Below are 20911 nucleotides of genomic sequence, written 5' to 3'. Positions count from 1 at the left end.
GCGCCCTGACGACGCGCCGTTCAGCAAAAACTCAGCGCTCGCGCCGCGCACGCACCGCGCGCGCGAGCGTGTCGAGCACCGGCTCGGTCTGCGCCCAGCCGAGGCACGCATCCGTGATCGACACGCCGTAGCGCAGCGGCACACCCGGCTTCAGGTCCTGCCGTCCTTCCTCCAGATGGCTCTCGATCATCACGCCGGTGATGCGCGTGTCACCCTGCGTCAGTTGCGCGGCGACGTCGTTCGCGACATCCGTCTGGCGCAGATGCGACTTGCCCGAGTTCGCGTGCGAGAAGTCGACCATCACCTGTTCGCGCAAACCGACCGCCTTCAGCGCCGCACAGCACGCCTCGACCGATGCGGCGTCGTAGTTCGGCCCCTTCTTGCCGCCGCGCAGGATGACGTGCGCGTCGTCGTTGCCGCGCGTCTCGAAAATCGCGGCCATGCCCATTTTCGTCATGCCCATGAACGCGTGGCTCGCGCGCGCGGCGACAATCGCGTCGGCCGCGATCTGCACGCCGCCGTCGGTGCCGTTCTTGAAGCCGATCGGGCAGCTCATACCCGACGCAAGCTGCCGATGGCTCTGGCTCTCGGTCGTGCGCGCGCCGATCGCGCCCCACGCGATCAGATCCGCGATGTACTGCGGGCTCAGCAGGTCGAGGAATTCCGTCGCCGTCGGCAAACCGATGCTGCTGACGTCGAGCAGCAACTGGCGCGCGCGCCGCAGGCCTTCGTTTATCCGGTAACTGCCGTCGAGACGCGGATCGTTGATGTAGCCCTTCCAGCCGACCGTCGTGCGCGGCTTCTCGAAGTAGACGCGCATCACGATCAGAAGGTCGTCGGAGAGCGCGTCAGCGGCGATTTTCAGGCGGCGCGCGTAGTCGAGCGCCTGATCGTGATCGTGGATCGAACACGGACCGACGATCGCGACGAGGCGATCGTCGCGACCGTGCAGGATATTGGCGATTTCGGCGCGGCTCTTTTCGACGAGCGTCTGCACGGCGGTGGGCACGGGCAGTTCGTCGAGCAGCAGCGCGGGGGAAATCAGCGGGCGCACGGCGCCGATGCGGACGTCGTCGATGCGCGTCGTGTCCTGGGTGGAGTCGGCCAAGCCGACTTCCTGGTCGCGTTGCGGGTTGTCGATGCGAGTCAAGGCGGTTCTCCCGGGGCGTGCAGTGAGCAAGTCGCGATTATCGCATTCGTTCGTTGCTCGCCCGGGTCATCGTGCCGCGTGCCTCAAAAAGGCGTGGTATCGACGATCGAACCCGTGCGCGCCGCCTCGACGATCGCCTCGGTGATGCGCAGATTTTGCAAGCCGTCGCGCGCGCTGACGATCGGCTGCGCCTCGCCGCGCACCACGCAGCCGAAATGCTCGATCTGATGCTTGAGCGGGTCGTCGCGCGTCATCTCGGCGACGCTCACGTCGAACGGCTTCCACCACGAGCGGTCCTCGGCGCGGCCGTACGTCTTGAGACGCATCGTCGGCACGGCGAGCGAACCGAATGTGCCCGCGATCACGTAGCAATCCTCGTCGGGATAGGTTGCGTAGGCCTTGTTCTCCTGCGAGGTCTGCTCCCAGCTCCGCGCGCTCGCGGCCGTATCGGACAGCATGAAGGTGCCGAGCGCGCCGCTCGCGAAGCGCAGGTTGATCGCGACCGTATCCTCGACCGGAAAGCCGCGCGTCGCGTGCGAGGCGAACGCCTGCACCGCGACGATATCGCCGCAGAGCATCCGCAGGTTGTGTACCTCGTGGATCATGTTGAGCAGGATCGGGCCCGCGCCCGGCTCCTTGCGCCACGGGGCATCGGCGAAATAGTGGTCGGGCTTGAAGAATACGGCGCTCCCCATCACCGCGACGAGCTTGCCGAGCCGCCCCTCGTCGATCAGTTGCTTCGCGCGCGCCATGACCGGGCTGTGAGCGCGATGATGACCGATCAGGATTTTCGCGCCCGTGCGCTCTGCTTCCTTCACGAGCGTCTCGGCTTCCTCGACGGTCGGCGCGACCGGTTTTTCCAGCAGCATCGGCACGCCGGCCTCGATGCATTTCAGCGCGTGCTCGACATGCAACTGGTTCGGCGTCGCGAGCACGACGCCGTCAGGGCGGTCCTTCCCGAACAGTTCGTCGAGCGAGCGATAGAGCGGCACGCCGGCCTTCGCGGCGATATCGACGGCGCCCGGCGAAGGATCGACGATCGCCGACAGCGTGCACGTCGGGCTCGACTGGATCACGCCCACGTGCGCGAGTCCGATATAGCCGGCGCCTGCCACGGCGATGCGTGTTTTGGACATTGCTGCGTCTCCTTGATATGACGATCGGTGACGATCGATCCCGATTGCACGATGCCTCGGGTTGGAGCTAGATTAATATGCATCCAGTTGAACACAATGCGGCCCCATGGAAAATCACAGTGCGCTCATAGCGAACAATGACGCGTTCCTGCGCGACCTCCAGTTGTTCTGCCTGGTCGCGCGCCGGGCGAGCTTCGTCACGGCATCGACGGAAATGGGGATCTCGCCCTCGCACGTCAGCAAGCGGATCGCGATGCTGGAGGCGAGCCTTGGCGTGAAGCTCTTCGCGCGCACGACGCGCCGCGTAAGCATCACGAGCGACGGCGAAGCAGCGTTTCAGTGGGCGCAGAAGATCCTCGAAGACGTGCAGGGCATGGCCGACGCGTTCGCTAGCCGCGCGAGCGGGCCGCGCGGCCTGCTGCGCATCGCGACAAGTTTTCGCCTCGGACGCAATCACGTCTCGCCGATCCTGTCGCTGTTGCGCAAACAATATCCCGATCTCGAGCTATGGCTCGAACTGCTCGACCGACGCGCGGACATGGTCGCGGAAAATTTCGACATCGATATCCGCGTCGGCGACGTACAGGAGCCGCACCTGATCGCGCATCGGATCACGGAGAGCGTGCGGATTCTGTGCGCGGCGCCGGATTACATCGCGCGCCGCGGGGCGCCGAAGCATCTGACAGAGCTTGCGCAACACGACTGCCTGCTCTTTCGCGGACGCGACGACCGCTTCGGCGTCTGGCGCCTGACCGGCCCGCACGGCGACGAAAGCGTCAAGCTAACGGGGCCGATGGCGTCGAATCATACCGATATCGTGCTCCAGTGGGCGCACGCCGGGCACGGCATTCTGATGGCGTCGGTGTGGGACGTCGCGGAGAGTTTGCGCACCGGCGCGCTCGTGCGCGTGCTGCCGAATTACCGGCAACAGGCGGACGTGCTCGCCGTGACGTCGACGCGGGCGTCGTCGTCAGCGAAGATTCGCGTGTGCGTCGATTTTCTGAAGGAACAGCTGACGAGCGGACCGTTCGCGCTCGTCACGCAGGGGGTTGGCGGCGTGTGAAACAGCGTTACGTCATGCGGCGTGGCGCATCGCGCTTGCGCCGCTTTGAGGTTTTGGCTGGCGGTGGTCGATTTCCGCCATTCCATAGTCGAGCGCGAAGCTGCGCGCCGTGCCTGCGCACGGAAAATGGCCCAGCACGCCGCTCGCGCGCTGCACGCCGTTGCATTCCTTCACGATCAGCATCGCCGCGTATTGACCCTCGTCGTACGCCGCGAGCGGTATGAGGAAAACATCCTTGTATGCGACCTCGGTATTTCGCATTGTCGATTCTCTCCAGGTTCGTCTGCCTTTTGCGCTCCCGGTAATGGTTTCCCGGTGCGTCGTTATGTTTATCATTGTGAGTAAACATAATTACCGACGCAGTCGGGGTTTCCCCTAAGGAAAATGTTTTTATTGCTGTTATCTGATGAAATATTCGCGCAGTAATGACTTCCTTCAGACGAAGAAGTCCTGCGGGAAGGTAATGTCGATGCGCAGGTCGTCCATCTTCACCGATTCGATGAGCGCGCCGAATTCATCTTCCGAGGACACTTCGACCGGCAGCGCAGTAGCGGGATCGAAGCGCAGACGATAGCGATGCACGCCCGCCACCGTCCGGCCGGAAGCGCCTTCGACCACTAAATGAGCGCCATCGATACGCATCACGCCGCCCTTTCCGAGCGCACGGACGTTACGCAGCAGCATGCCCAAATCGGACTGATCGACGCGATGCCCGTGCGGGCCGCGAATCATCGGGTTGCCGGGATCGAGCGCCAGAGAGGGAAAGCGGGGAAAGCCGAACGGCCAGACGCGCGCCGCCTGGGTTTCTGGACTGTAGATGAGCGTCGCGCCCGCGTGGGGGCGGACAAAATCCATCCGGATGAAGCCGGGCTTGCGAAAGCTGTAGCGAAGTTCGATCGCGTCGCCGTCGGCGGGGTGCGAGCGCAGGATCAGTTGGTAGTTCGTGAGCGCGTCGAAGCGCGTTTGGCTGCCGCCAGTGGATCAACGGAGGGCTCGCCGGCGGGCATCGTCAGGCTCCATCGCGAGGCTTCGCGTCCTCGCTCGCCATCCGCAGATACGCGGCCGCGAGCCGCCGGAGTTCGTCCTCGCTGGCGTCCTCGATGCCGATCAGCTTGTCGCTCGCCGCGCGATGCGACGCGATCAACTCATTCAACTTCAGATGCAGCGCGACGCTGTCCTTGTTCTGGCTCTGCTGGATCAGGAACACCATCACGAACGTGACGATGGTCGTCCCCGTGTTGATCACGAGTTGCCAGTTCTCCGAGTAGTGGAAGAACGGCCCCGTCACGCCCCACACCACCACCGAGGTCACCGCCAGCGCGAACGCGAGCGGGGAACCGGCCCAGCGCGTGACGGCGCTCGCAAATGCGTCGAAGGCCCGGGTGAGCGGATGGCCCGCCGCGTAGGCGGGGCTCGATGTATCGGGGACGGTCGCGAGTTCGTCGGTCGAAAGCGTGGCTTCCTTGCGCATCGTATTACTCCTTGTCTTTGAACATCGTAAGAGCAAGGCACATGCCTTACATCGACATTTCATAGACACACGGAAAACGTCAGTGCGCCACCTTCGCCGGCACCGCGCGACGCCTGAGCACCCTCGCCTGCAACACGATCACGAGCAGCAGAAACAGCCCGCGAATCACCGATTGCCAGTACGCCGACAAGCTGATGTACCCGAGCCCGTTCTCGAAGTTCAGCAGGTTGAACACGAGCCCGAGCAGTGCAACGCCCGCGATCGTCATCGCGATCGATCCTTCACCGCCGGTCAGCCGCGTGCCGCCCAGCACGACCGCTGAGATCGCGAACAGCTCCCAGCCGACGCCTTCATTCGGCTGCCCCGCGCCGAACTGCGCGGCGAGGATCGCGCCAGCGATGCCCGCGAGCAGCCCGCTCACCGCATACACCGCAACCAGCGTGCGGTCGACGTTGAGCCCCATCAGCCGCGACGCCTCCTCACTGCCGCCGATCGCGAGCGCGTGCCGCCCGAAGCGCGTGCTGCGCAACGCGATCCAGCCGAGCACGGCGAAAGCCGCGGCGACGAGTCCCGGAATCGGCAGATCGAACAGATCGCCCTGGCCGAACGCCGCGAAATTCGATTCCGCCGAAATCGCGACCGCGTCGTTGTGGCCGAGCAGCAGCGCGAGCCCGTGCGCGCCGAGGCTCGTCGCGAGCGTCACGATGAACGGCAAAATCCGCATGTGCGTGATGACGAGCCCGTTCAGCACGCCGACAGCCAGCCCCGCGCATGATCCCGCCAGCACCGCCGCGACGCCGCCGTGCGGACTCGCGAGCGCCGCGACCACGCTCGCGAGCGCGGCCACGGCGCCGACCGACAGGTCGATGCCGCCCGTGATGATCACGAACGCCATGCCGACGGAGATCAGCGCGAACATCGCGTTGTAGCGCCAGAACGACGTGATGTTGTATGCCGACGCGAAATGCTCGTAGCGCACCACGCCGAGGACGAGCAGCGCCACGAGCGCGATGAGGATCGGAAGGTTCTTTTTCATGTCGATGGCCTTTAAGCGCTCAGTGCCGGCGCCGCTGCACGTACACCGCCGCGATGATGATGCCCGCCTTGAGCACGAGCGCCGCCGCATCGGGAATGCCGTGCGCGAGCAGCGTGTAGCGCAGCAACTGGATGATGAGCGCGCCGATCAGCGTCCCCGCGATATACGCCTTGCCGCCCGTCAGCGCCGTTCCGCCGACCGCCACGGCCGCGATGGCGTCGAGTTCCGAGCCGAGCCCGATCACGTTCGCGTCCGACGAAGAATTCACCGAAATCGAGATCAGCCCCGCGAGTCCGGCGAGCGCGGCGCACACGGTGTACGCGATCATCTTCACGCGCGCGGTGGGGATGCCGCTCAGGTACGCGGCCTGTTCGTTGCCGCCCGTCACGAGCAGGTACTTGCCGAAGAGCGTCTTCCTCACGATCCACGCGAACAGCGCGACGAGCGCGAACATCAGCAAAATCTGAAACGGCACGCCCGCCACCTTGCCCAGCGCGATCCACTGGAACGCGGGGTTATTGAACGCCTGCAAGCTGCCGTCGGTGACGACCTGCGCGATGCCGCGTCCCGCGATGAACAATACGAGCGTCGCGACGATTGGCTGGACTTCGAGCCGCGTCACTAGAAAGCCGTTGAAGACGCCGCACGCAGCGGCCGCGAGAATCGGCAGCGTGAAGGCGAGCACGAGGCCGAGCGGCCCCTCGATGTTCATGAAGAGCATCGGCGCGAGCGCACCGGCAATCGCCATCGACGCGCCCACCGACAAATCGATGCCGCCCGTCGCGACAACGAGCGTCATGCCGATCCCGACGATCACGATCGTCACGACCTGCGTCAGATTGACGTTGAACGTCTGCAGCGACCAGAAGTGATCGGTGAAGATGAGGTTGAACACGATCATCGCGACGAGCACCGCGATTTCGCGCTGGATCGTCAGGCGATGTTTCTTCTTGGGCGTCGCCTCTGGCAGCGCCACGGCGGCGGGTTTTTGCGTCATGGCTTGGTTCCTTCGCTTGTCCCCACCGCCTGCGCGAGCGTCGATGCTTCGCCCGAACCGTAGGCAATCGCATCCATGATGGACGCCTCGCTCATGCGCGCGCCGTCGAGGCCGGCGACGGTTTCGCCGTCGCGGATCACGACCGCGCGGTCGGCCACCGCCGTCAGTTCTTCGAGTTCCGACGCCGAGAGCAGCACCGCGAGCCCCGAGTCGCGCAGCTCGCGCACGATCTTCGCGACGTCGGCTTTCGCGCCGACATCGATGCCGCGCGTGGGTTCGTCGAGCAGCAGGAGCTTCGGATCGGTTGCGAGCCAGCGCGCGAGCAGCACCTTTTGCTGGTTGCCACCGGAGAGTTCGCGGATCGGCTGGTCGGGCGAACGCAGCTTGATGCCGAGCGATTCAATGAAGCCATCGACGATCTCGCGCTGCCTCGCGACATCGACGACGCCGCGCTTCGTCAGCGTGCGCAGGCACACGAGCGTGAGGTTGTCGCGCACGGAAAGCTCCGGCACGATGCCTTCGGCCTTGCGGTCTTCGGTCAGATAAGCGATGCCGCGCGCGATCGCGTCCTGCGGCGACTTGAGCGCGACCGGCTTGCCGTCGATCGTCAGCGTGCCGCGCTGCGGACGGTCGGCGCCGAAGAGAAGGCGCATCGTCTCCGTGCGGCCCGAGCCAAGCAGGCCGGCGAGTCCGACGGCTTCGCCCGCGTGCACATCGAGCGTCACGTTGGTGACTTTCGCGCCGCTCGCGAGGCCCTCGGCGCTCAACGCGACGCCACCGCGCTTCGCCAGATTCGCCTCTTTCACGGCGCTGTCTTCCTGCACGACGGCAGCGAGCGTGCGCCCGAGCATCGTCGTCACGAGTTGCAGCTTGTCCATGCCTTCCATCGCGCTTTCGGCGACGGTCTGGCCGTCGCGCATCACCGTCACGCGGTCGCAGAGCGCATACAGTTCGTCGAGCCGGTGCGACACGAAGATCACCGCGCGGCCATCGTCGCGCAGGCGCCGCACGACGTTGAAGAGCAGTTCGACTTCGCGTTCGTCGAGCGAGGACGTGGATTCGTCCATGATGACCATCTTCGCGTCCGACGATACCGCGCGCGCAAGCGCCACCATTTGCTGGATCGCGGTCGAATAGTCGCGCACGGGTTTTTCGACGTCGATCTGCAAGCCGAACGAGTCGAGCAGCGCCTTTGCTTTGGCGCGCACGCTCTTCCAGTCGATCATGCCGAAGCGGCGCGGCTCGCGGCCCAGAAAAATGTTCTCCGCGACCGAGCGAAACGGCACGAGGTTGATTTCCTGATAGATCGTGCTGATGCCCGCCTCGCGCGCTTCCTTCGGCGTGCGGAAATCGACATCGCGGCCATCGAAACGGATCGTGCCGCCCGAGCGCCGGTAGGCGCCGGTGAGAATCTTGATGAGCGTCGACTTGCCCGCGCCGTTCTGGCCGATCAGCGCATGCACCTCGCCCGCCGCGACCGTCAGCCGCGCGTGGCGCAACGCCGCCACGCCGCCGAAACTGATGTCGATGTCCTGCATGTCGAGCAGCGGGCGCGCGGTTTGTGCCGGCGTTTCCATGTGCTGCGTCTCCTTCTGTCTTCGGTTCGCTTCAACCTTGAGTTGTCGGCCAGTCGCGCATGGCGACGCACCGCCACATCGGCGGCCTGCGACCTTCCGCACTAGCCGTCTGGCCCCCTCGGCGCCAGATGCCGCGCGCACGCATCCCCACGAACGAGGACGACCGCTTGGCACCGCTTGAGTCCAGCGTACAAAAGGAGCGGCCGCCCGCGGAAATCCGCAGACGCGCCGCTCCAAACACCTTCGCTATTACTCTTTCCAGCTCGTGTGCGCGATCAATACCCGTACTGCATGCTTTCCTTGACGTTGCTCTTGTCGTAGAAGCGGTCGGAGACCTTCACCCACGGCGGCACCGTTTCGCCCTTCGCGAACTTCTGCGCCACGTCGCAGGCGAGCGGCCCGAAGAACGGGCTCGACTGCACGCTCGCGCCCAGTTCGCCGGCCGCGATTGCTTCGAGTCCGCCCTTGGTCCCGTCGATCGTCACGAGCACGATGTCCTTGCCCGGCTGCTTGCCGGCCGCCTTGATCGCGGCGATCGCGCCGAGCGCCATTTCGTCGTTGTGCGCGTAGACGGCGGTCACGTCCGGATGCGCCTGGAGCAGCGTTTCCATGACCTGGCGGCCCTTGTCGCGCGCGAAGTCGCCGCTTTGCGACGCGATGATCTTCATGCCCGGATTCTTCGCGATGACTTCGTCGAAGCCCTTTTTGCGGTCGTTCGCGGCGGACGCGCCCGTCGAGCCTTCCAGTTCGATGATGGTCGCCTTGCCGCTCGTCGCCTTGACGAGCCAGTCGGCGGCGCGGTGTCCCTGGTCGATGAAGTCCGAGCCGATGAACGTGATGTAGTCGCGCCCGGCCTTCGCCATCGACTGGTCGACGTTACGGTCGACGAGGATCACCGGGATGCCGGCCTTTTTCGCCTGCAACACGACCGGCGCGAGCGGCTTTTCCTCGCGCGGCGGGAACACGAGCAAATCGACGTGCTGCGCGATCATGCTCTGGATGTCCGCGACCTGCTTAGCGGGCGAGCTGTTGGCGTCGGTCATGACCATCTGCCAGCCGCATTTCGCCGCGATGTCCTTGAAGCTCTTAGTCTCGGCGAGACGCCACGGGTTGTTGCTCTCGGTCTGCGCGAAGCCGACCTTCAATGGCTTCTTGTCGGCGATCTTGGGCAGGGCTTCGTCGGCGGCGCTGGCGATGCCGGCGGCTCCGAGGCCCGCGACAAGCGACAGCGCGACGAGCGATGCCGCGAGCGGACGAATGCCAGTGGCGCACCGGCGTGAGGTTTTTGTTCCAAGCGACAGCATGTCTTCCTCCGATAGGGATGTTTGCTTGTTCTGTGCTGCTGATGCTCACTGCGGTTGTTGTTCTTATGGCTTCCGAAGTCCGTCGATTATTTCACCCTGTTTTATTAATGGTCAATCACTAATATTATTAGTTGCGAGCTGTTTTGCTTCGGTAATTACCCTGACCGACGCGCGTTCGACGAGCGGTCCGTCGAGCTTCACCGTTCGATGCCGCACCGGTGCGCCGGCCGCGCGGTTGTGCTCTTCCTGCAGCAGCGTTTCGACCGCCCAGCGGCCTAGCTCGTAGTTCGGCAGCACCACCGTCGAAAGGGGCGGATGCGTGTGGCGCGCGATTTCCTGGTCGTCGTAGCCAAGCACCGAGACGTCTTCCGGTACGCGCAGGCCGAGTTGTTTCAGCGCCTCGATCGCGCCGAGCGCCATCAGGTCGTTCGCGCAAAAGATCGCGGTCGGCGGGTTGGGTTCGCGCATCAGCGAGAGCGTCTGCTCGAAGCCGGTGCCCGAACTCCAGTCGCCGTCGCGCACGAGTTCCGGCGCGTAGGGCAGGTCGGCGGTGGCGAGCGCCGTGCGGTATCCCTTCAGGCGGTCGCGTGCGGCGTCCTGCCACGGCTCGCCGTTGATATAGCCGATCCGCCGATGCCCAGCGTTCAGCAGGTGATCGGTCGCGGCGTGACCGCCCGCGACCTCCGCCGGCACCACCGACGACAGGTTCACGTCGCTCGTGTAGCAGTTGAGCAGCACGGTTGGCACCTGCGAGAGCGCGGCGGGCGGCGTCACGCGCCGCGTGTAGACGGTCGCGTAGATCACGCCGAGCACGTTCGGGTTCGTGAGCGTCGCATCGAGGACCTGCTGCTCGATCTCCGCGTTGCCGTGCGTCGAGTAGACAGCGAGCATGCGGCCGTGGGCGAACGCGGCATCGCGCGCGCCGTCGATGTTCACCACCGGATGCGGGCTCGTCGAGATTTCGTCGGCGAGATAGACGATCAGGTTGCGCTCGCCGGGGGCGTCGAGCGCGAGCGGCTCGCGCGCCGTCATCCGGTAGCCGAGTTCCTGCGCGGCCTTGAGCACCTTGTCGCGCGTCGTGCCGGAGAACTTGGCGCCGCTCGCGTTGTTCAGCACGAGCGAAACCGTCGATTGCGAGACGCCGGTCAGCTTCGCGATGTCGGTCATCGTCGGGCGGCGTTGCGTGGATTTTTTCATTGTGTAGGCCGCTCGCTGGCGGCTGATGCCTGCATTCTTGCGTCGCACGTTACCACTAATAATATGCACGGACAACGCTCGAAAACGTTGTCGGTGTTATTACTAATAATATTGACGGGGCTGTGTGGCGCGTGCGATTCTGCGCGAATTGCGTGCAACTCCATTGCATGGAGCCAGCGTACGGCGCGTGGCTGAAGCAAGCGCGCTCAGGCTTAGACGCTTGGGATCGGAGTACGGCGCTGGAGCGCCAACTTTGAACGACAACGCCAACTCGGCCGACAGAGCCAAGCCTGGCCGACAAAGGAGACGACGCTATGCCCCGATACGACGAAAGCGCCCGCGATACGCTCGCCGCCGCGTTCGAACGCGATGGCTTCGTCATGCTTCCCGAGCACTTTCCGCGCGCGACGCTCGAAGCATGGCGCGCCGCGTTCGCCCCGCTCCTCGCGCCGCATCGAAGCGCGGGCGACGGCAATCGCGGCCCGGGGCGCTTTTACGTGACATTGCCGTTCGAAGGCGAATTCGCCGACCCGTCGATCTTCTGCGACGACGACGTGCTCGGCATCGTCGAACGGGTGGCGGGTCCGGACCCGGTGATGTGCCAGCTCGCCACTGATACACCCGTACGCGACTCTGTGTTCCAGGACTGGCATCGCGACACGCCGCCGCTCTTCGACAACTTTCCGGAGACGCCGTCGTTCCAGCTTGCGGTGAATTTTCCTCTTGTCGATGTGGACGAGGAGAACGGATCGCTCGAAACGACGCGCGGCACGCATCGCATATCGCGTGAGGACGCACTCGCGGGCCTGGCTGACGGTCGCTACCCGCCCGAGCGCGTGCCGATGCGCCTCGGCGACGTGATGATTCGCGACGTACGCGGCCTGCATCGGGGGACGCCGAATCTCACCGACACACCGCGACCGATGGTCGTGATCGGCTATAGCCGCGCGTGGTATTTCCGGCCGGAAGTGCGTATCGATGTGCCGCGCCATGTGTTCGCCACTCTGCCTGCGCGCGCACGACGACTCTTGCGCTACAACCCGCAAGTCGAAGAAACGACGCGCATCTTCGACGAAAACTACCGGAACTTCGCATATTGAGCGCCGCACTCATCGAACTGCGGTTTGGCGCGCGTCACGTGCTGATCGCGCCGGACGTGGGCGGCGCCATCGCGGCGTACTTCGACGAAACCGATAAAGGCCCGCTCCACTGGCTGCGCCCTGCGACGCGCGAAGCGCTTGCGGCGCGCGATCCGCTCGGGATGGCGAGCTTTCCGCTGCTGCCATACTGCAACCGCATCCGCGAAGGGCGTTTCGTGTTCGACGGCCGCGCGATCGATCTCTCGGGCGACGGCAACGCCTTCGATCACGCGCTCCACGGGCACGCATGGCGCCGGCCGTGGCGCGTGGTTTCATCGACGGAGACGGCGGTCGAATTGCATTTCAGCCATGAACCCTCCGCCGAGCCCGCGCACCACTGGCCGTTTCGCTACGAAGCGGTGCAGCGTATCGCGCTCACCGCCGAAGCGCTGACCGTGACGATGACGGCGCGCAACCTGTCCGACCGGCCGATGCCGTTCGGCATGGGCCATCACCCGTACTACCCGCGCACGTCCGCGACGCGCATCCACGCGCGGGTTGCCGCGATGTGGCACGCGACACCCGACCTGCTGCCGACGCATCTCGCCACGCATCCGAGCGTCGACCGGCTGGCGTCGCCGGAAGGCATGCCCGCCGACTCCTTCGATCTCGACAATAACTACGCCGGCTGGTCGCGCAGCGCGACGATTGCGTGGCCGGACGAGGCGCGCGCCGTCACACTGCGCGCCGAGGCGCCGTTCGACCACATGGTGTTGTACGCGCCGTCGAGCGAGCCGTCGCTGTTGTGCGTCGAGCCGGTGAGCAATACCGTCGACTGGATCAATCTCGATGCCATGCGCGACGTAAAAGGCGGCTGTGTGCTGGCGCCAGGGGAATCGGTGAGCGCGTCGTTTGCCTGGGTGCCGTCTCGATAGGTCACGCGGGGCGATATGTTCGTCCGTTCGGCAGCCGCCGCGGTCAGTCGAGCGCCACCGAGCGCATCGACCGTCACGTCGGGCAAAGCGCGCAACCGCGCGAGGCACCGCAGGTCGCGGCGTTTGCCGAGAACGACATCGCGCCCCCGGCGGCGCTTCATCCAGATCGCGCCGTCGCTGCTGCGTTACGTCGCAGTAGTCACGCCCCGCCCAGCGCGTCGATGACCACGTCGAGCAAAGCGCGCAGCCGCGCGAGGCGCCGCAAATCGCGGTGATAGCCTAAAAAGACATCGCGCCCCGGTGGCGTTTCGGCCAGTTCGACACGCCGCAGTTCCGGCGTCGCGTCGCCGAGCGGGCAAGGCAGCACCGCGAAGCCGATGCCCTCCGCGCACATCCGCGCCTGCGCCTCGCGGTTGTTGCTCGTGAACGCGATACGCGCCTGCGGCAGCATCCGCTTCACCCACGCGACGTCCGGCAGCGTGCCGAACGCACTGTCCATGCTGATGAGCGCGTGGCCGTCGCCGCTGCCCGCGCTCGGCGGTACGAGATCGAGGTGTCCGTAGAGCGCGTAATCCATGTGCATGAGCTTGCGCTGGATGACGTCGGGCTCGTCGAACGGCGTGATGCGAAAGACGAGATCCGCCTCGCGCCGCGCGAGGTTGTAGCGCCGGGAATCGGTGACAAGCTCGATCGCGACGCCGCGCTGACGCGCCAGAAACCGCGCAAAAACCGGCGTAAGCACGTGCACGCCGAACCAGTCCGACGACGAAACACGCAGCAAGCCCGTCAATTGTTCCTCGCGGCCCGCGAGCGAGCGCGAAAACCCGAGCGCTTCTTCCTCCATCCGCTCCGCGTAGCCGAGGACGGCAGTGCCTTCGTCGGTCAGGATGAAGCCGTCAGCCGTGCGCTGGAAAAGCGTCTGTTCGACGGCTTCTTCCAGCGCGCGCAGGCGCCGGCCCATCGTCGGCTGCGTCTGGCCGGCGAGTTTCGCCGCCCCGCCGAGCGTGCCCGCCCGCGCGATCGCGAGGAAGATGCGGACGTCGCTCCATTCGAGTGCTCTGTCATTCATTTTCGTTTGGATGTCGTGCAAATTCGTCGATTGTCGTGCGGTATGGCATGGATGATTATGAACGCATCGCAACGTTTTTGAGAACCGATCATGTCCATGCAAGTCCTCGTCCTCAACCGCTACAACGGCCCGCTCGAACTCACCGAACTTTCCAGGCCCGAACCCGGCGCGGGGCAGGTCCTCGTGCGCATCGCGGCAAGCGGCCTCAATCCGCTCGATACCAAGATCCGCGCCGGTGGCGCCGCGCATGCCAGGCATCCGCTGCCGCTCGTGCCCGGCATCGACATGGCGGGTGTCGTTGAAGCGGTCGGCGCGGGCGTCACCGCGTTCCGCCCCGGCGACGAGGTGTACGGCATGACGGGTGGCGTCGGCGGGATTCAGGGATCGCTCGCGCAATACGCGGCCGTCGATGCCGCACTGCTCGCGAGAAAACCCTCGAATCTCTCGATGCGCGAGGCCGCCGCGCTGCCGCTCGCGTTCGTCACCGCGTATTCGGGAATCGTCGATCGCGCCCGCGTACAGGCCGGGCAGACCGTGCTCGTGCAGGGCGGCGCGGGCGGTGTCGGCAATGTCGCCGTGCAACTGGCGCGTTCGCTGGGCGCGGGGGTCTCTGCGACGGTGAGCGCGCGGGATGTCGAGATCGTCGAGCGGCTGGGCGTCGCGGCGATCGATTACCGTGCGCAGACCGTCGAGCAGTATGCGGGGGCGGGGTTCGACGTCGTCGTGGATACGGTCGGCGGCGCGACGCTCGATGCTTCGTTCGCGGCGGTGAAACATTTCGGGCACGTGGTGAGCGCGCTCGGATGGGGCACGCATGCGCTCGCGCCGCTGTCGTTTCGCGAGGCGACTTACTCGGGCGTGTTCACGCTGTATCCGCTGTTGAGCGGCGAGGGGCGAGCGCATCTCGGCGAGATGCTGGGCGTCGCGACGCGGCTCGCGGAGGCGGGGCAACTGGTGCCGCGGCTGGATTCGCGGCGGTTCGAGCTGGCGTCGGCGGGCCTCGCGTTCGACGCGATCACGGATGGGACGGCGCGGGGGAAGATCGTGGTCGATGTGATGTGATGAAGCGATTCGGCGTCGCAAAAAGGCCATGCTGAACGCCTCGGAAACCTGAAAAGCGGCAGGGCGTTGCGAGCGCGGCGGGCATATCCTGCGGCGCGACCGGATGACGCCCCAGCCGCACCCCAAAACCCGCCTCCGCTATCGCAGCATCCCAAACACCCCCACTCCGTTCCTTGTCCCGACATACACCTTGCCGTTCGCGATCGTCGGCGTGATGAACTTGTTGCCCTGCCCGAACTGGTCGCGCGCGCCCGACTGATTGCTGTTGTACAGCTCCGTCGCGAGATTCGTCGCGTCGTAGGCGTGCAGCACCGCGATCGTCCCGTTTTCCACCGCCCACACGACGCCGTTCGCGTTGCCATTCGCCGAGATGCTCGGCGTAGTTCCAGGCGAGCCGAATGTCTTCGGCGTGCGGCTGACGGGCCCCGCCGACAGCCGCGCGTTCGCGACGCTGAACGCCTTCAGCGAATCGCCGATCGAGCCGATGTACACCGTCCCGTTGAAATATGCCGGCATCCCGAATTCCGGACCCGTGATCTGCCCGCGAATCTCCTGATAGATATGGTCGGCGTTCGAATCGAACTTGCCCATCGAATCGCGGTTCACCACGTAGATGATCGAGTTCTTGCCCGCGCCGAGCGCGAGATGCCGGGTCACGCCGTTTGCATCGGTGAGATCGGGCAGAACGAGCACACCGCCAGAACCCAAATCCTCGTCGGCGTTCGACTGCTCAATCGTGTTCGACGCCTGAAAATAATCGGTGACCGTCATCGAAGGCGAGGGGCCGAGTTTCAAAAAGCCGTTGCCGTAGTCGCCGAGCGCGGGATGTTCGGCGGCGTTGAGCGTCGGATCGAAGGTGCCGTTGGCGTCGAGGAAATAGATCGACGTCCCGTCCGACGCCATGCCCGCGCCGCTCATCCAGATCGCCCCGCCCGAGCCGTTCGGCGTGAGGTTGAGCACGCTCGTCTGGGCGAGGGTGTCGGCGCTGTAGGCGATCACCCAGCCCGTGTAAGGCTGGATGTCGCAATGCGACGTCCAGCCGGTGTAGATCACGCCGCCCAGCAGCAGCAGCGACTGGCGCTCGGCGTACTGGCCCGGATCGAAGATCACGCGGCCGTTCACGCTGTTCGCGCCGTTGCCCGGAAAGGACGCCGTGATCTCCGTCGGACCGCCGAAAAGCTCCGCACCGGTCGTGAGGTCGAGCGCGTGGATGCGCTGGTGGTAAGCGTTCGCGCCGTCCTTCGACATCCCGACGACGTAGATCGCGCCATTCGGCCCGCGCGACCGGTCGATGACGGGTGTCGCCGTGATGCCGATCTGCGGCGTGATTTGCGGGCAGCCGTGGTCATCACTGGTCGTTTCGCCTGGGCCGAGCGTCGATTTGCGCCAGAGCACCGTGCCGGTGTCGGCGTCGAGGGCGTAGACGCTCGCGTTTTCGGTGGCGACGTAGAGCACGTTGTGCGTGCCGTTAGCGATTTTCAGGGCGGCGAGGTAGAGCGGCTGGGCATCGACGGGGCCATCGACGCTGAAAACCGCGAGCTTGCCGAAGGATGCGGCGTTGACCGTCGCGGGCGTCAGTACGGTTTCGTTCAGATGCTGGCCCGTGCGGGCGATGTCGTTGTGGTACGTGGCGACATCGGCTGCGTTGACGACCGGTGTGCCGCCCGAACCGCCGTTCGTGCCGCCGTTCGTGCCGCCGCTTGTGCCACCGTTCGTGCCACCGCTTGTGCCGCTTCCCGAGCCAGTGCCTGTGCCGCTGCCGGCCCCCGTCCCGCCGCCCGAAGCCGGACTAGCCTCCGATGCCGCGCCCGAACCGCTTGCCGGACTGGAGCCACCGGTCGTCGTCGATACTGGCGTCGAACTGCTGCCGCCACTGCAACCGGCGAGTGCGATTGCAAGCAACAGCGCGGAGAAACAAACCCAAAATCGGCCCAAGCAAGGCAAGCGGCTCATGAGCATTTCCCCTTCCGACACGCGAAAGCGTTCATCCGGATTATCGTCCGCTACGTCGGTATCGGCCGGACATGATCGGTTTCGGGCGTTTTTTTGGCGGATTCCACGGAGAACGCGGCGGATTGCTGCGTGCTCCGATCCCACGCGCGCGCAAGGCATTTGCCGGATAGGGTGCGGCGATGCCTGCGCTTGACGACGATGCCCAACGATGAGCAAACCTCGTACCGGCGCCGCTTCGAATGCAGTCGTAGAATCGTCGAGTCGAAACCCCTCACACCTCAGCGAGACCCGCCGATGAACGCCAACGCCTCCGAAGACTCCACTAGCCAGGCCGAGATCTGGCTGATCCGCCATGGCGAGACCGAATGGAGCCTGTCGCGCCAGCACACCGGCCGCACCGACATCCCGCTCACCGAGCACGGCCGGGCGCAGGCGCAAATGCTCGCGCCGATCCTCGCGCAGGAACATTTCGACCTCGTGCTGACGAGCCCGATGTCGCGGGCGATCGAAACGTGCCGGCTCGCCGGCCTGGGCGATCACGCGGAAGTCGAGCGCGAGTTGCGCGAATGGGACTACGGCATCTACGAAGGCCGCACGACGCCTGAAATCCGCGAGAGTGCGCCGGGCTGGTCGGTGTGGGAGTCGCCGATTCCCGAAGGCGAGAGCATCGGCGAGATCGAAGGGCGGGCGCGGGCGTTGGTGCAGCGTTTAGCGGCATCGCCGGGACGGATCGCGCTTTTTTCTCACGCACACTTCCTGCGCGTGTTCGCGGGCTGCTGGATCGGTGATTCGGCGGCGCTCGGCGCGCATCTGCTGCTCGATACGGCGACGATCAGCATTCTCGGCTTCGAGCGCGAAAACCGCGCGATCCGGCAATGGAACGTGCGGCATCCGGATATCAAATAACCGGCGCGCGCCCCATCCAGAGCGCGCGTCCTCACGGCAACGCGTAAGCGATCACATAATCCCCCGCCTTCGTCCCGAGCGACCCGTGCCCGCCCGCGACGACCACCAGGTATTGCTTGCCGCGCGCATCGTTGTAGCTCATCGGTGTGGCCTGCCCGCCTGCCGGCAGGCGCGCCTGCCAGAGCTTCTTGCCGTCGCGCACATCGTAGGCGCGCACGTAGTAGTCGAGCGTCCCTGACAGGAACGCGACGCCGCCCGCCGTCACGATCGTGCCGCCCAGGCTCGGCACGCCGAGCGGCATCGGAATCGGCAGTGGCGCGCTATCGCGGATCGTGCCGTTCTTGTGCTGCCACGCGATCTTGCCGCTTTTCAGGTCAACGCCCGCGACATAGCCCCACGGCGGCGCCTGGCACGGAATCCCGAGCGGCGACAAAAACGCGCTCAGTTCGAACCCGAACGGCGTGCCGCTCGCCTTCTTGATCCCGCTCGTCTCGCTGCCCTTGTTGCCGCCGTCCTCCGACGGAATCTGCTCGCGCGGAATCAGCTTGGACGTGAACGCCATGTAGTCCGGGTTGGCGATCAACACCTGATGCACCGGATCCACGGAGATGCCGCCCCAGTCGAACACGCCGAAATTGCCTGGATAGACAAGCGATCCCTGCAGCGACGGCGGCGTCAGCGGCCCGTCGTAGCGCAGCTTCCGGAACGCGATCCGGCACCACAACTGATCGAACGGATTGGTGCCCCACATGTCGCGCTCGCGCAGTTGCGGCGGATTGAAGTTGAGCGCCGAGACGGGCTGCGTCGGCGAGGTGTGGTCGCCCGGCGCTGCGCCTTGCGGCACGGGCGTCTCGGTGATCGGCACAAGCGGCTGGCCGGTTTCGCGATTGAGCACGTAGATGCTGCCCTGCTTGGTCGATGCGATCAGCGCCGGCTGCATGCCCTGCGCGGTCGGCAGGTCGACGAGCGTCGGCTGGCCGCCGACGTCCATGTCCCATAGGTCGTGGTGCGTGAACTGATAGTTCCAGCGCAGCTTGCCGGTCGCGACATCGAGCGCCACGACGCCCGCGCTGAAGCGCTCCGCTTCCTTCGTGCGCAGGCCGCCCCACTGGTCGGGCGTCTGGTTGCCCATCGGCAGATAGATGAGGCCGCGCTTCTCGTCGACGCTGAATACCGACCACATGTTCGGCGAGTTGCGCAAGTAGGTTTTGTCGGCGGCGATCGGCTCGGTCGCGCCGGGATTGCCCGCGTCCCAGTTCCAGACGAGGTGGCCGTCGCGGACGTCGAACGCGCGCACGACGCCCGAAGGCTCGTTCGACGATTCGTTGTCGGAGACGTGGCCGCTCAGGATCACGAGTCCGCGCGTGACGGCGGGCGGCGAGGTCGAGTAGTAGCCGCCGGGAGTGAACGGGCCGATGTTCGCGCGCAAGTCGATTTCGCCATTCTTGCCGAAGCCGGAGCAAGGTTTGCCGGTGTCGGCGTCGAGGGCGATCAGGCGGGCGTCGGCGGTGGGCAGGAAGATGCGTTTCGGGCAGTCGGCTGGCGTGGGGGGTGTGGCGGCGGTGGCGACTTGGGCTGCCGGGGCGCCGGGGGAGATCGCCGATGCAGCATTGCTCGCAAGCGCGGCCGTGTCTGCCGACGGCGCGTGAGGGCTTGCCGATGGTGCACCGCTCGTGAGGCTGGCGGGCTCGGTCGAAGGCGCCGCGCCGCTGGAGGAGGCCGCGCCACTCGGAGGCGTGGTGATGCTGGCCGTGATTGCATCGGTCGAAGGCGCGGCACCGCTTGCGGAGGCCGCGCCACTGACTGGCGCGGTAACGCCCGCCACGGTCGCATCGTTCGAAACTGCTGCGGCACGGTCACTCGCCGCCGATGCCGCCGACACCGCCGGATGCAATGACGCATCCCAGTACGACACTCCGCGACACGTCATGTGCTCCCAGTGCTTGAACCCGACGGGGCTCTTGATCTGCGGATCGAAGCGCCAGCGTTCCTTGCCGGTCGCGGCATCGAGCGCAATCACGCGGCTGTGCGGCGTGCAGACGAAAATCGTGTCGCTGACCTTGATCGGCGTGTTTTCGTCGGTGGTTTCGATGGGATCGTCGGGGCCGGGCATGTCGCCGGTGCGGAATTCCCACGCCACTTTCAGGTTGCCCGCGTTCTCGGGCGTGATCTGCGTGAGCGGCGAGTAGCGCTGACCGTGAGGCGAGCCGCCGTAGTCGGTCCAGTCGGCAGGGGCGCGCAGATCGTCGGGCAGCGCGCCGGAGGCCGCGCTCAGGTCGATGCGGCCGGGCCGGTCATGCGGATCGTAAAAGCTCGTCACGATGCCGAGCAGCACCGCGAGCACGGTCGCGGCGGCGAGCGGCGTGCGCGCGGCGCGGGGCGTCGCGGGCGGCCCGAACAGCGCGCCGCGATGCACGACGGGAATCAGAAGCCAGAGCGCGAGGACGACCCACACGCCGAGGCGCGGGAGCAACTGCCAGAAATCGAAGCGTGCCTCGGCGACGGCCCATATCGTCGATGCGAACAGCACCAGCGCGAAGAGCAGCAGCGCGGAGCGGCGCCGGATCAGGAGCAGCAGCCCGGTCACCAGCACGCCAATGCCGGCGATGAGGTAATACCAGGAGCCGCCGAGCATGACGAGCCCGACGCCGCCGATCGCGAGCAACGCGCCGATGACGATGAAGATGGCGGCCGTGACTGTCGTGAGCGGATGAAGTCGTGCGGTGGCGGACATGCGGCACCCTCTGGGCGATGAATGACGGAACACGGCCGACGTTGACCGAGGTTCGATGTGTTTGCTGGGGTGCGGACAGCAATCCCCATACCAAAGGGGGTTCACTGACGCCTAGGCGAAGCGGTCTCTACCGTTTCAAGCGGTGCTTGCTTTCTGGGGCGACGCAAGCGATTGGGCGCGGATGCGCCGGGGCGGAGATGGAAGGAAGTGAATTGAAAAATTCGCGGTAAGGCAAAACCAGA

The 20911-nt window shown here is 65.8% G+C and carries 18 protein-coding genes; 5 read left to right on the top strand and 13 right to left on the bottom strand.

Annotation, left to right across the window (positions count from 1 at the left end):
- Positions 1-31: 31 nt before the first annotated feature.
- Complete coding sequence (locus tag AWB65_RS23505) at positions 32-1150, bottom strand: 3-deoxy-7-phosphoheptulonate synthase (protein WP_087669429.1); 1119 nt, start codon at positions 1148-1150, stop codon at positions 32-34.
- Positions 1151-1233: 83 nt separating this feature from the next.
- On the bottom strand, positions 1234-2286 hold the full coding sequence (locus AWB65_RS23500) for a Gfo/Idh/MocA family protein (protein ID WP_087669428.1): 1053 nt from the start codon (positions 2284-2286) through the stop codon (positions 1234-1236).
- Between the two features lie 106 nt (positions 2287-2392).
- On the opposite strand from AWB65_RS23500, the gene AWB65_RS23495 reads away from it, so the two are divergent.
- Entirely contained in the window at positions 2393-3349 is a 957-nt protein-coding gene (locus tag AWB65_RS23495) for a LysR family transcriptional regulator (protein ID WP_087669427.1), read from the top strand.
- 12 nt (positions 3350-3361) lie between these two features.
- Here the strand turns inward: AWB65_RS23495 and AWB65_RS23490 are convergent, their stop codons facing one another.
- From AWB65_RS23490 to AWB65_RS23455, 8 genes are all read right to left on the bottom strand, one after another.
- A complete protein-coding gene (locus AWB65_RS23490; RefSeq protein ID WP_087669426.1) occupies positions 3362-3610 on the bottom strand; it encodes a hypothetical protein in 249 nt (82 codons plus the stop codon).
- Positions 3611-3784: 174 nt separating this feature from the next.
- Positions 3785-4204 (bottom strand): hypothetical protein, encoded by a 420-nt coding sequence (locus AWB65_RS23485; protein ID WP_087669425.1) that lies wholly within the window; start codon positions 4202-4204, stop codon positions 3785-3787.
- Positions 4205-4358: 154 nt separating this feature from the next.
- Positions 4359-4820, bottom strand: a complete 462-nt coding sequence (locus AWB65_RS23480; RefSeq protein ID WP_087669424.1) for a low affinity iron permease family protein — start codon at positions 4818-4820, stop codon at positions 4359-4361.
- A 79-nt stretch (positions 4821-4899) separates the two neighbouring features.
- On the bottom strand, positions 4900-5856 hold the full coding sequence (locus AWB65_RS23475) for an ABC transporter permease (RefSeq protein ID WP_087669423.1): 957 nt from the start codon (positions 5854-5856) through the stop codon (positions 4900-4902).
- 19 nt (positions 5857-5875) lie between these two features.
- Positions 5876-6853 carry an ABC transporter permease gene (locus tag AWB65_RS23470; RefSeq protein WP_087669422.1) on the bottom strand — a complete coding sequence of 326 codons (978 nt, stop codon included), beginning with the start codon at positions 6851-6853 and terminating at the stop codon, positions 5876-5878.
- A complete protein-coding gene (locus AWB65_RS23465) occupies positions 6850-8430 on the bottom strand; it encodes a sugar ABC transporter ATP-binding protein (protein WP_087669421.1) in 1581 nt (526 codons plus the stop codon). The genes AWB65_RS23470 and AWB65_RS23465 overlap by 4 nt, the downstream gene beginning before the upstream one ends.
- 275 nt (positions 8431-8705) lie before the next feature.
- The gene (locus AWB65_RS23460; RefSeq protein ID WP_087669420.1) at positions 8706-9734 is read right to left on the bottom strand and encodes an ABC transporter substrate-binding protein; all 1029 of its coding nucleotides are present in this window, start codon (positions 9732-9734) and stop codon (positions 8706-8708) included.
- A 111-nt stretch (positions 9735-9845) separates the two neighbouring features.
- Positions 9846-10901 (bottom strand): LacI family DNA-binding transcriptional regulator, encoded by a 1056-nt coding sequence (locus AWB65_RS23455; protein ID WP_087669448.1) that lies wholly within the window; start codon positions 10899-10901, stop codon positions 9846-9848.
- 344 nt (positions 10902-11245) lie between these two features.
- Between AWB65_RS23455 and AWB65_RS23450 the strand changes: the two genes are divergently transcribed.
- Both AWB65_RS23450 and AWB65_RS23445 read left to right on the top strand, forming a co-directional pair.
- Entirely contained in the window at positions 11246-12031 is a 786-nt protein-coding gene (locus AWB65_RS23450; protein ID WP_087669419.1) for a phytanoyl-CoA dioxygenase family protein, read from the top strand.
- A complete protein-coding gene (locus AWB65_RS23445) occupies positions 12028-12945 on the top strand; it encodes an aldose 1-epimerase (protein WP_087669418.1) in 918 nt (305 codons plus the stop codon). Before AWB65_RS23450 ends, AWB65_RS23445 begins: the two co-directional genes overlap by 4 nt.
- A gap of 199 nt (positions 12946-13144) precedes the next feature.
- Here AWB65_RS23445 and AWB65_RS23440 read toward each other — a convergent pair whose 3' ends face one another.
- Positions 13145-14014, bottom strand: a complete 870-nt coding sequence (locus AWB65_RS23440; protein ID WP_087669417.1) for a LysR family transcriptional regulator — start codon at positions 14012-14014, stop codon at positions 13145-13147.
- Positions 14015-14104: 90 nt separating this feature from the next.
- Between AWB65_RS23440 and AWB65_RS23435 the strand changes: the two genes are divergently transcribed.
- The gene (locus tag AWB65_RS23435; RefSeq protein ID WP_087669416.1) at positions 14105-15076 is read left to right on the top strand and encodes a zinc-dependent alcohol dehydrogenase family protein; all 972 of its coding nucleotides are present in this window, start codon (positions 14105-14107) and stop codon (positions 15074-15076) included.
- A 138-nt stretch (positions 15077-15214) separates the two neighbouring features.
- Here the strand turns inward: AWB65_RS23435 and AWB65_RS23430 are convergent, their stop codons facing one another.
- Positions 15215-17029, bottom strand: a complete 1815-nt coding sequence (locus tag AWB65_RS23430) for an outer membrane protein assembly factor BamB family protein (protein WP_087669447.1) — start codon at positions 17027-17029, stop codon at positions 15215-15217.
- A 294-nt stretch (positions 17030-17323) separates the two neighbouring features.
- Between AWB65_RS23430 and AWB65_RS23425 the strand changes: the two genes are divergently transcribed.
- Positions 17324-17935: a histidine phosphatase family protein gene (locus AWB65_RS23425; protein ID WP_087669415.1), complete on the top strand. Its 612-nt coding sequence runs from the start codon at positions 17324-17326 to the stop codon at positions 17933-17935.
- A 31-nt stretch (positions 17936-17966) separates the two neighbouring features.
- Here AWB65_RS23425 and AWB65_RS23420 read toward each other — a convergent pair whose 3' ends face one another.
- The gene (locus AWB65_RS23420) at positions 17967-20669 is read right to left on the bottom strand and encodes an outer membrane protein assembly factor BamB family protein (RefSeq protein ID WP_087669414.1); all 2703 of its coding nucleotides are present in this window, start codon (positions 20667-20669) and stop codon (positions 17967-17969) included.
- Positions 20670-20911: the final 242 nt, after the last annotated feature.

It is taken from the genome of Caballeronia humi (assembly GCF_001544475.1).
Lineage (GTDB): Bacteria > Pseudomonadota > Gammaproteobacteria > Burkholderiales > Burkholderiaceae > Caballeronia > Caballeronia humi.
The sequence above is the reverse complement of the archived record's forward strand: the minus strand, read 5'-3'. Positions and strand labels throughout refer to the sequence as shown.

What these genes read in the sequence shown, in the direction of transcription:
- AWB65_RS23420 (WP_087669414.1), bottom strand. Translation starts at nt 20,669, where the DNA reads ATGTCCGCCACCGCACGACTTCATCCGCTCACGACAGTCACGGCCGCC.
- AWB65_RS23470 (WP_087669422.1), bottom strand. Translation starts at nt 6,853, where the DNA reads ATGACGCAAAAACCCGCCGCCGTGGCGCTGCCAGAGGCGACGCCCAAG.
- AWB65_RS23430 (WP_087669447.1), bottom strand. Translation starts at nt 17,029, where the DNA reads ATGAGCCGCTTGCCTTGCTTGGGCCGATTTTGGGTTTGTTTCTCCGCG.
- AWB65_RS23455 (WP_087669448.1), bottom strand. Translation starts at nt 10,901, where the DNA reads ATGACCGACATCGCGAAGCTGACCGGCGTCTCGCAATCGACGGTTTCG.
- AWB65_RS23490 (WP_087669426.1), bottom strand. Translation starts at nt 3,610, where the DNA reads ATGCGAAATACCGAGGTCGCATACAAGGATGTTTTCCTCATACCGCTC.
- AWB65_RS23460 (WP_087669420.1), bottom strand. Translation starts at nt 9,734, where the DNA reads ATGCTGTCGCTTGGAACAAAAACCTCACGCCGGTGCGCCACTGGCATT.
- AWB65_RS23485 (WP_087669425.1), bottom strand. Translation starts at nt 4,204, where the DNA reads ATGGATTTTGTCCGCCCCCACGCGGGCGCGACGCTCATCTACAGTCCA.
- AWB65_RS23495 (WP_087669427.1), top strand. Translation starts at nt 2,393, where the DNA reads ATGGAAAATCACAGTGCGCTCATAGCGAACAATGACGCGTTCCTGCGC.
- AWB65_RS23450 (WP_087669419.1), top strand. Translation starts at nt 11,246, where the DNA reads ATGCCCCGATACGACGAAAGCGCCCGCGATACGCTCGCCGCCGCGTTC.
- AWB65_RS23435 (WP_087669416.1), top strand. Translation starts at nt 14,105, where the DNA reads ATGTCCATGCAAGTCCTCGTCCTCAACCGCTACAACGGCCCGCTCGAA.
- AWB65_RS23465 (WP_087669421.1), bottom strand. Translation starts at nt 8,430, where the DNA reads ATGGAAACGCCGGCACAAACCGCGCGCCCGCTGCTCGACATGCAGGAC.
- AWB65_RS23500 (WP_087669428.1), bottom strand. Translation starts at nt 2,286, where the DNA reads ATGTCCAAAACACGCATCGCCGTGGCAGGCGCCGGCTATATCGGACTC.
- AWB65_RS23440 (WP_087669417.1), bottom strand. Translation starts at nt 14,014, where the DNA reads ATGAATGACAGAGCACTCGAATGGAGCGACGTCCGCATCTTCCTCGCG.
- AWB65_RS23475 (WP_087669423.1), bottom strand. Translation starts at nt 5,856, where the DNA reads ATGAAAAAGAACCTTCCGATCCTCATCGCGCTCGTGGCGCTGCTCGTC.
- AWB65_RS23480 (WP_087669424.1), bottom strand. Translation starts at nt 4,820, where the DNA reads ATGCGCAAGGAAGCCACGCTTTCGACCGACGAACTCGCGACCGTCCCC.
- AWB65_RS23425 (WP_087669415.1), top strand. Translation starts at nt 17,324, where the DNA reads ATGAACGCCAACGCCTCCGAAGACTCCACTAGCCAGGCCGAGATCTGG.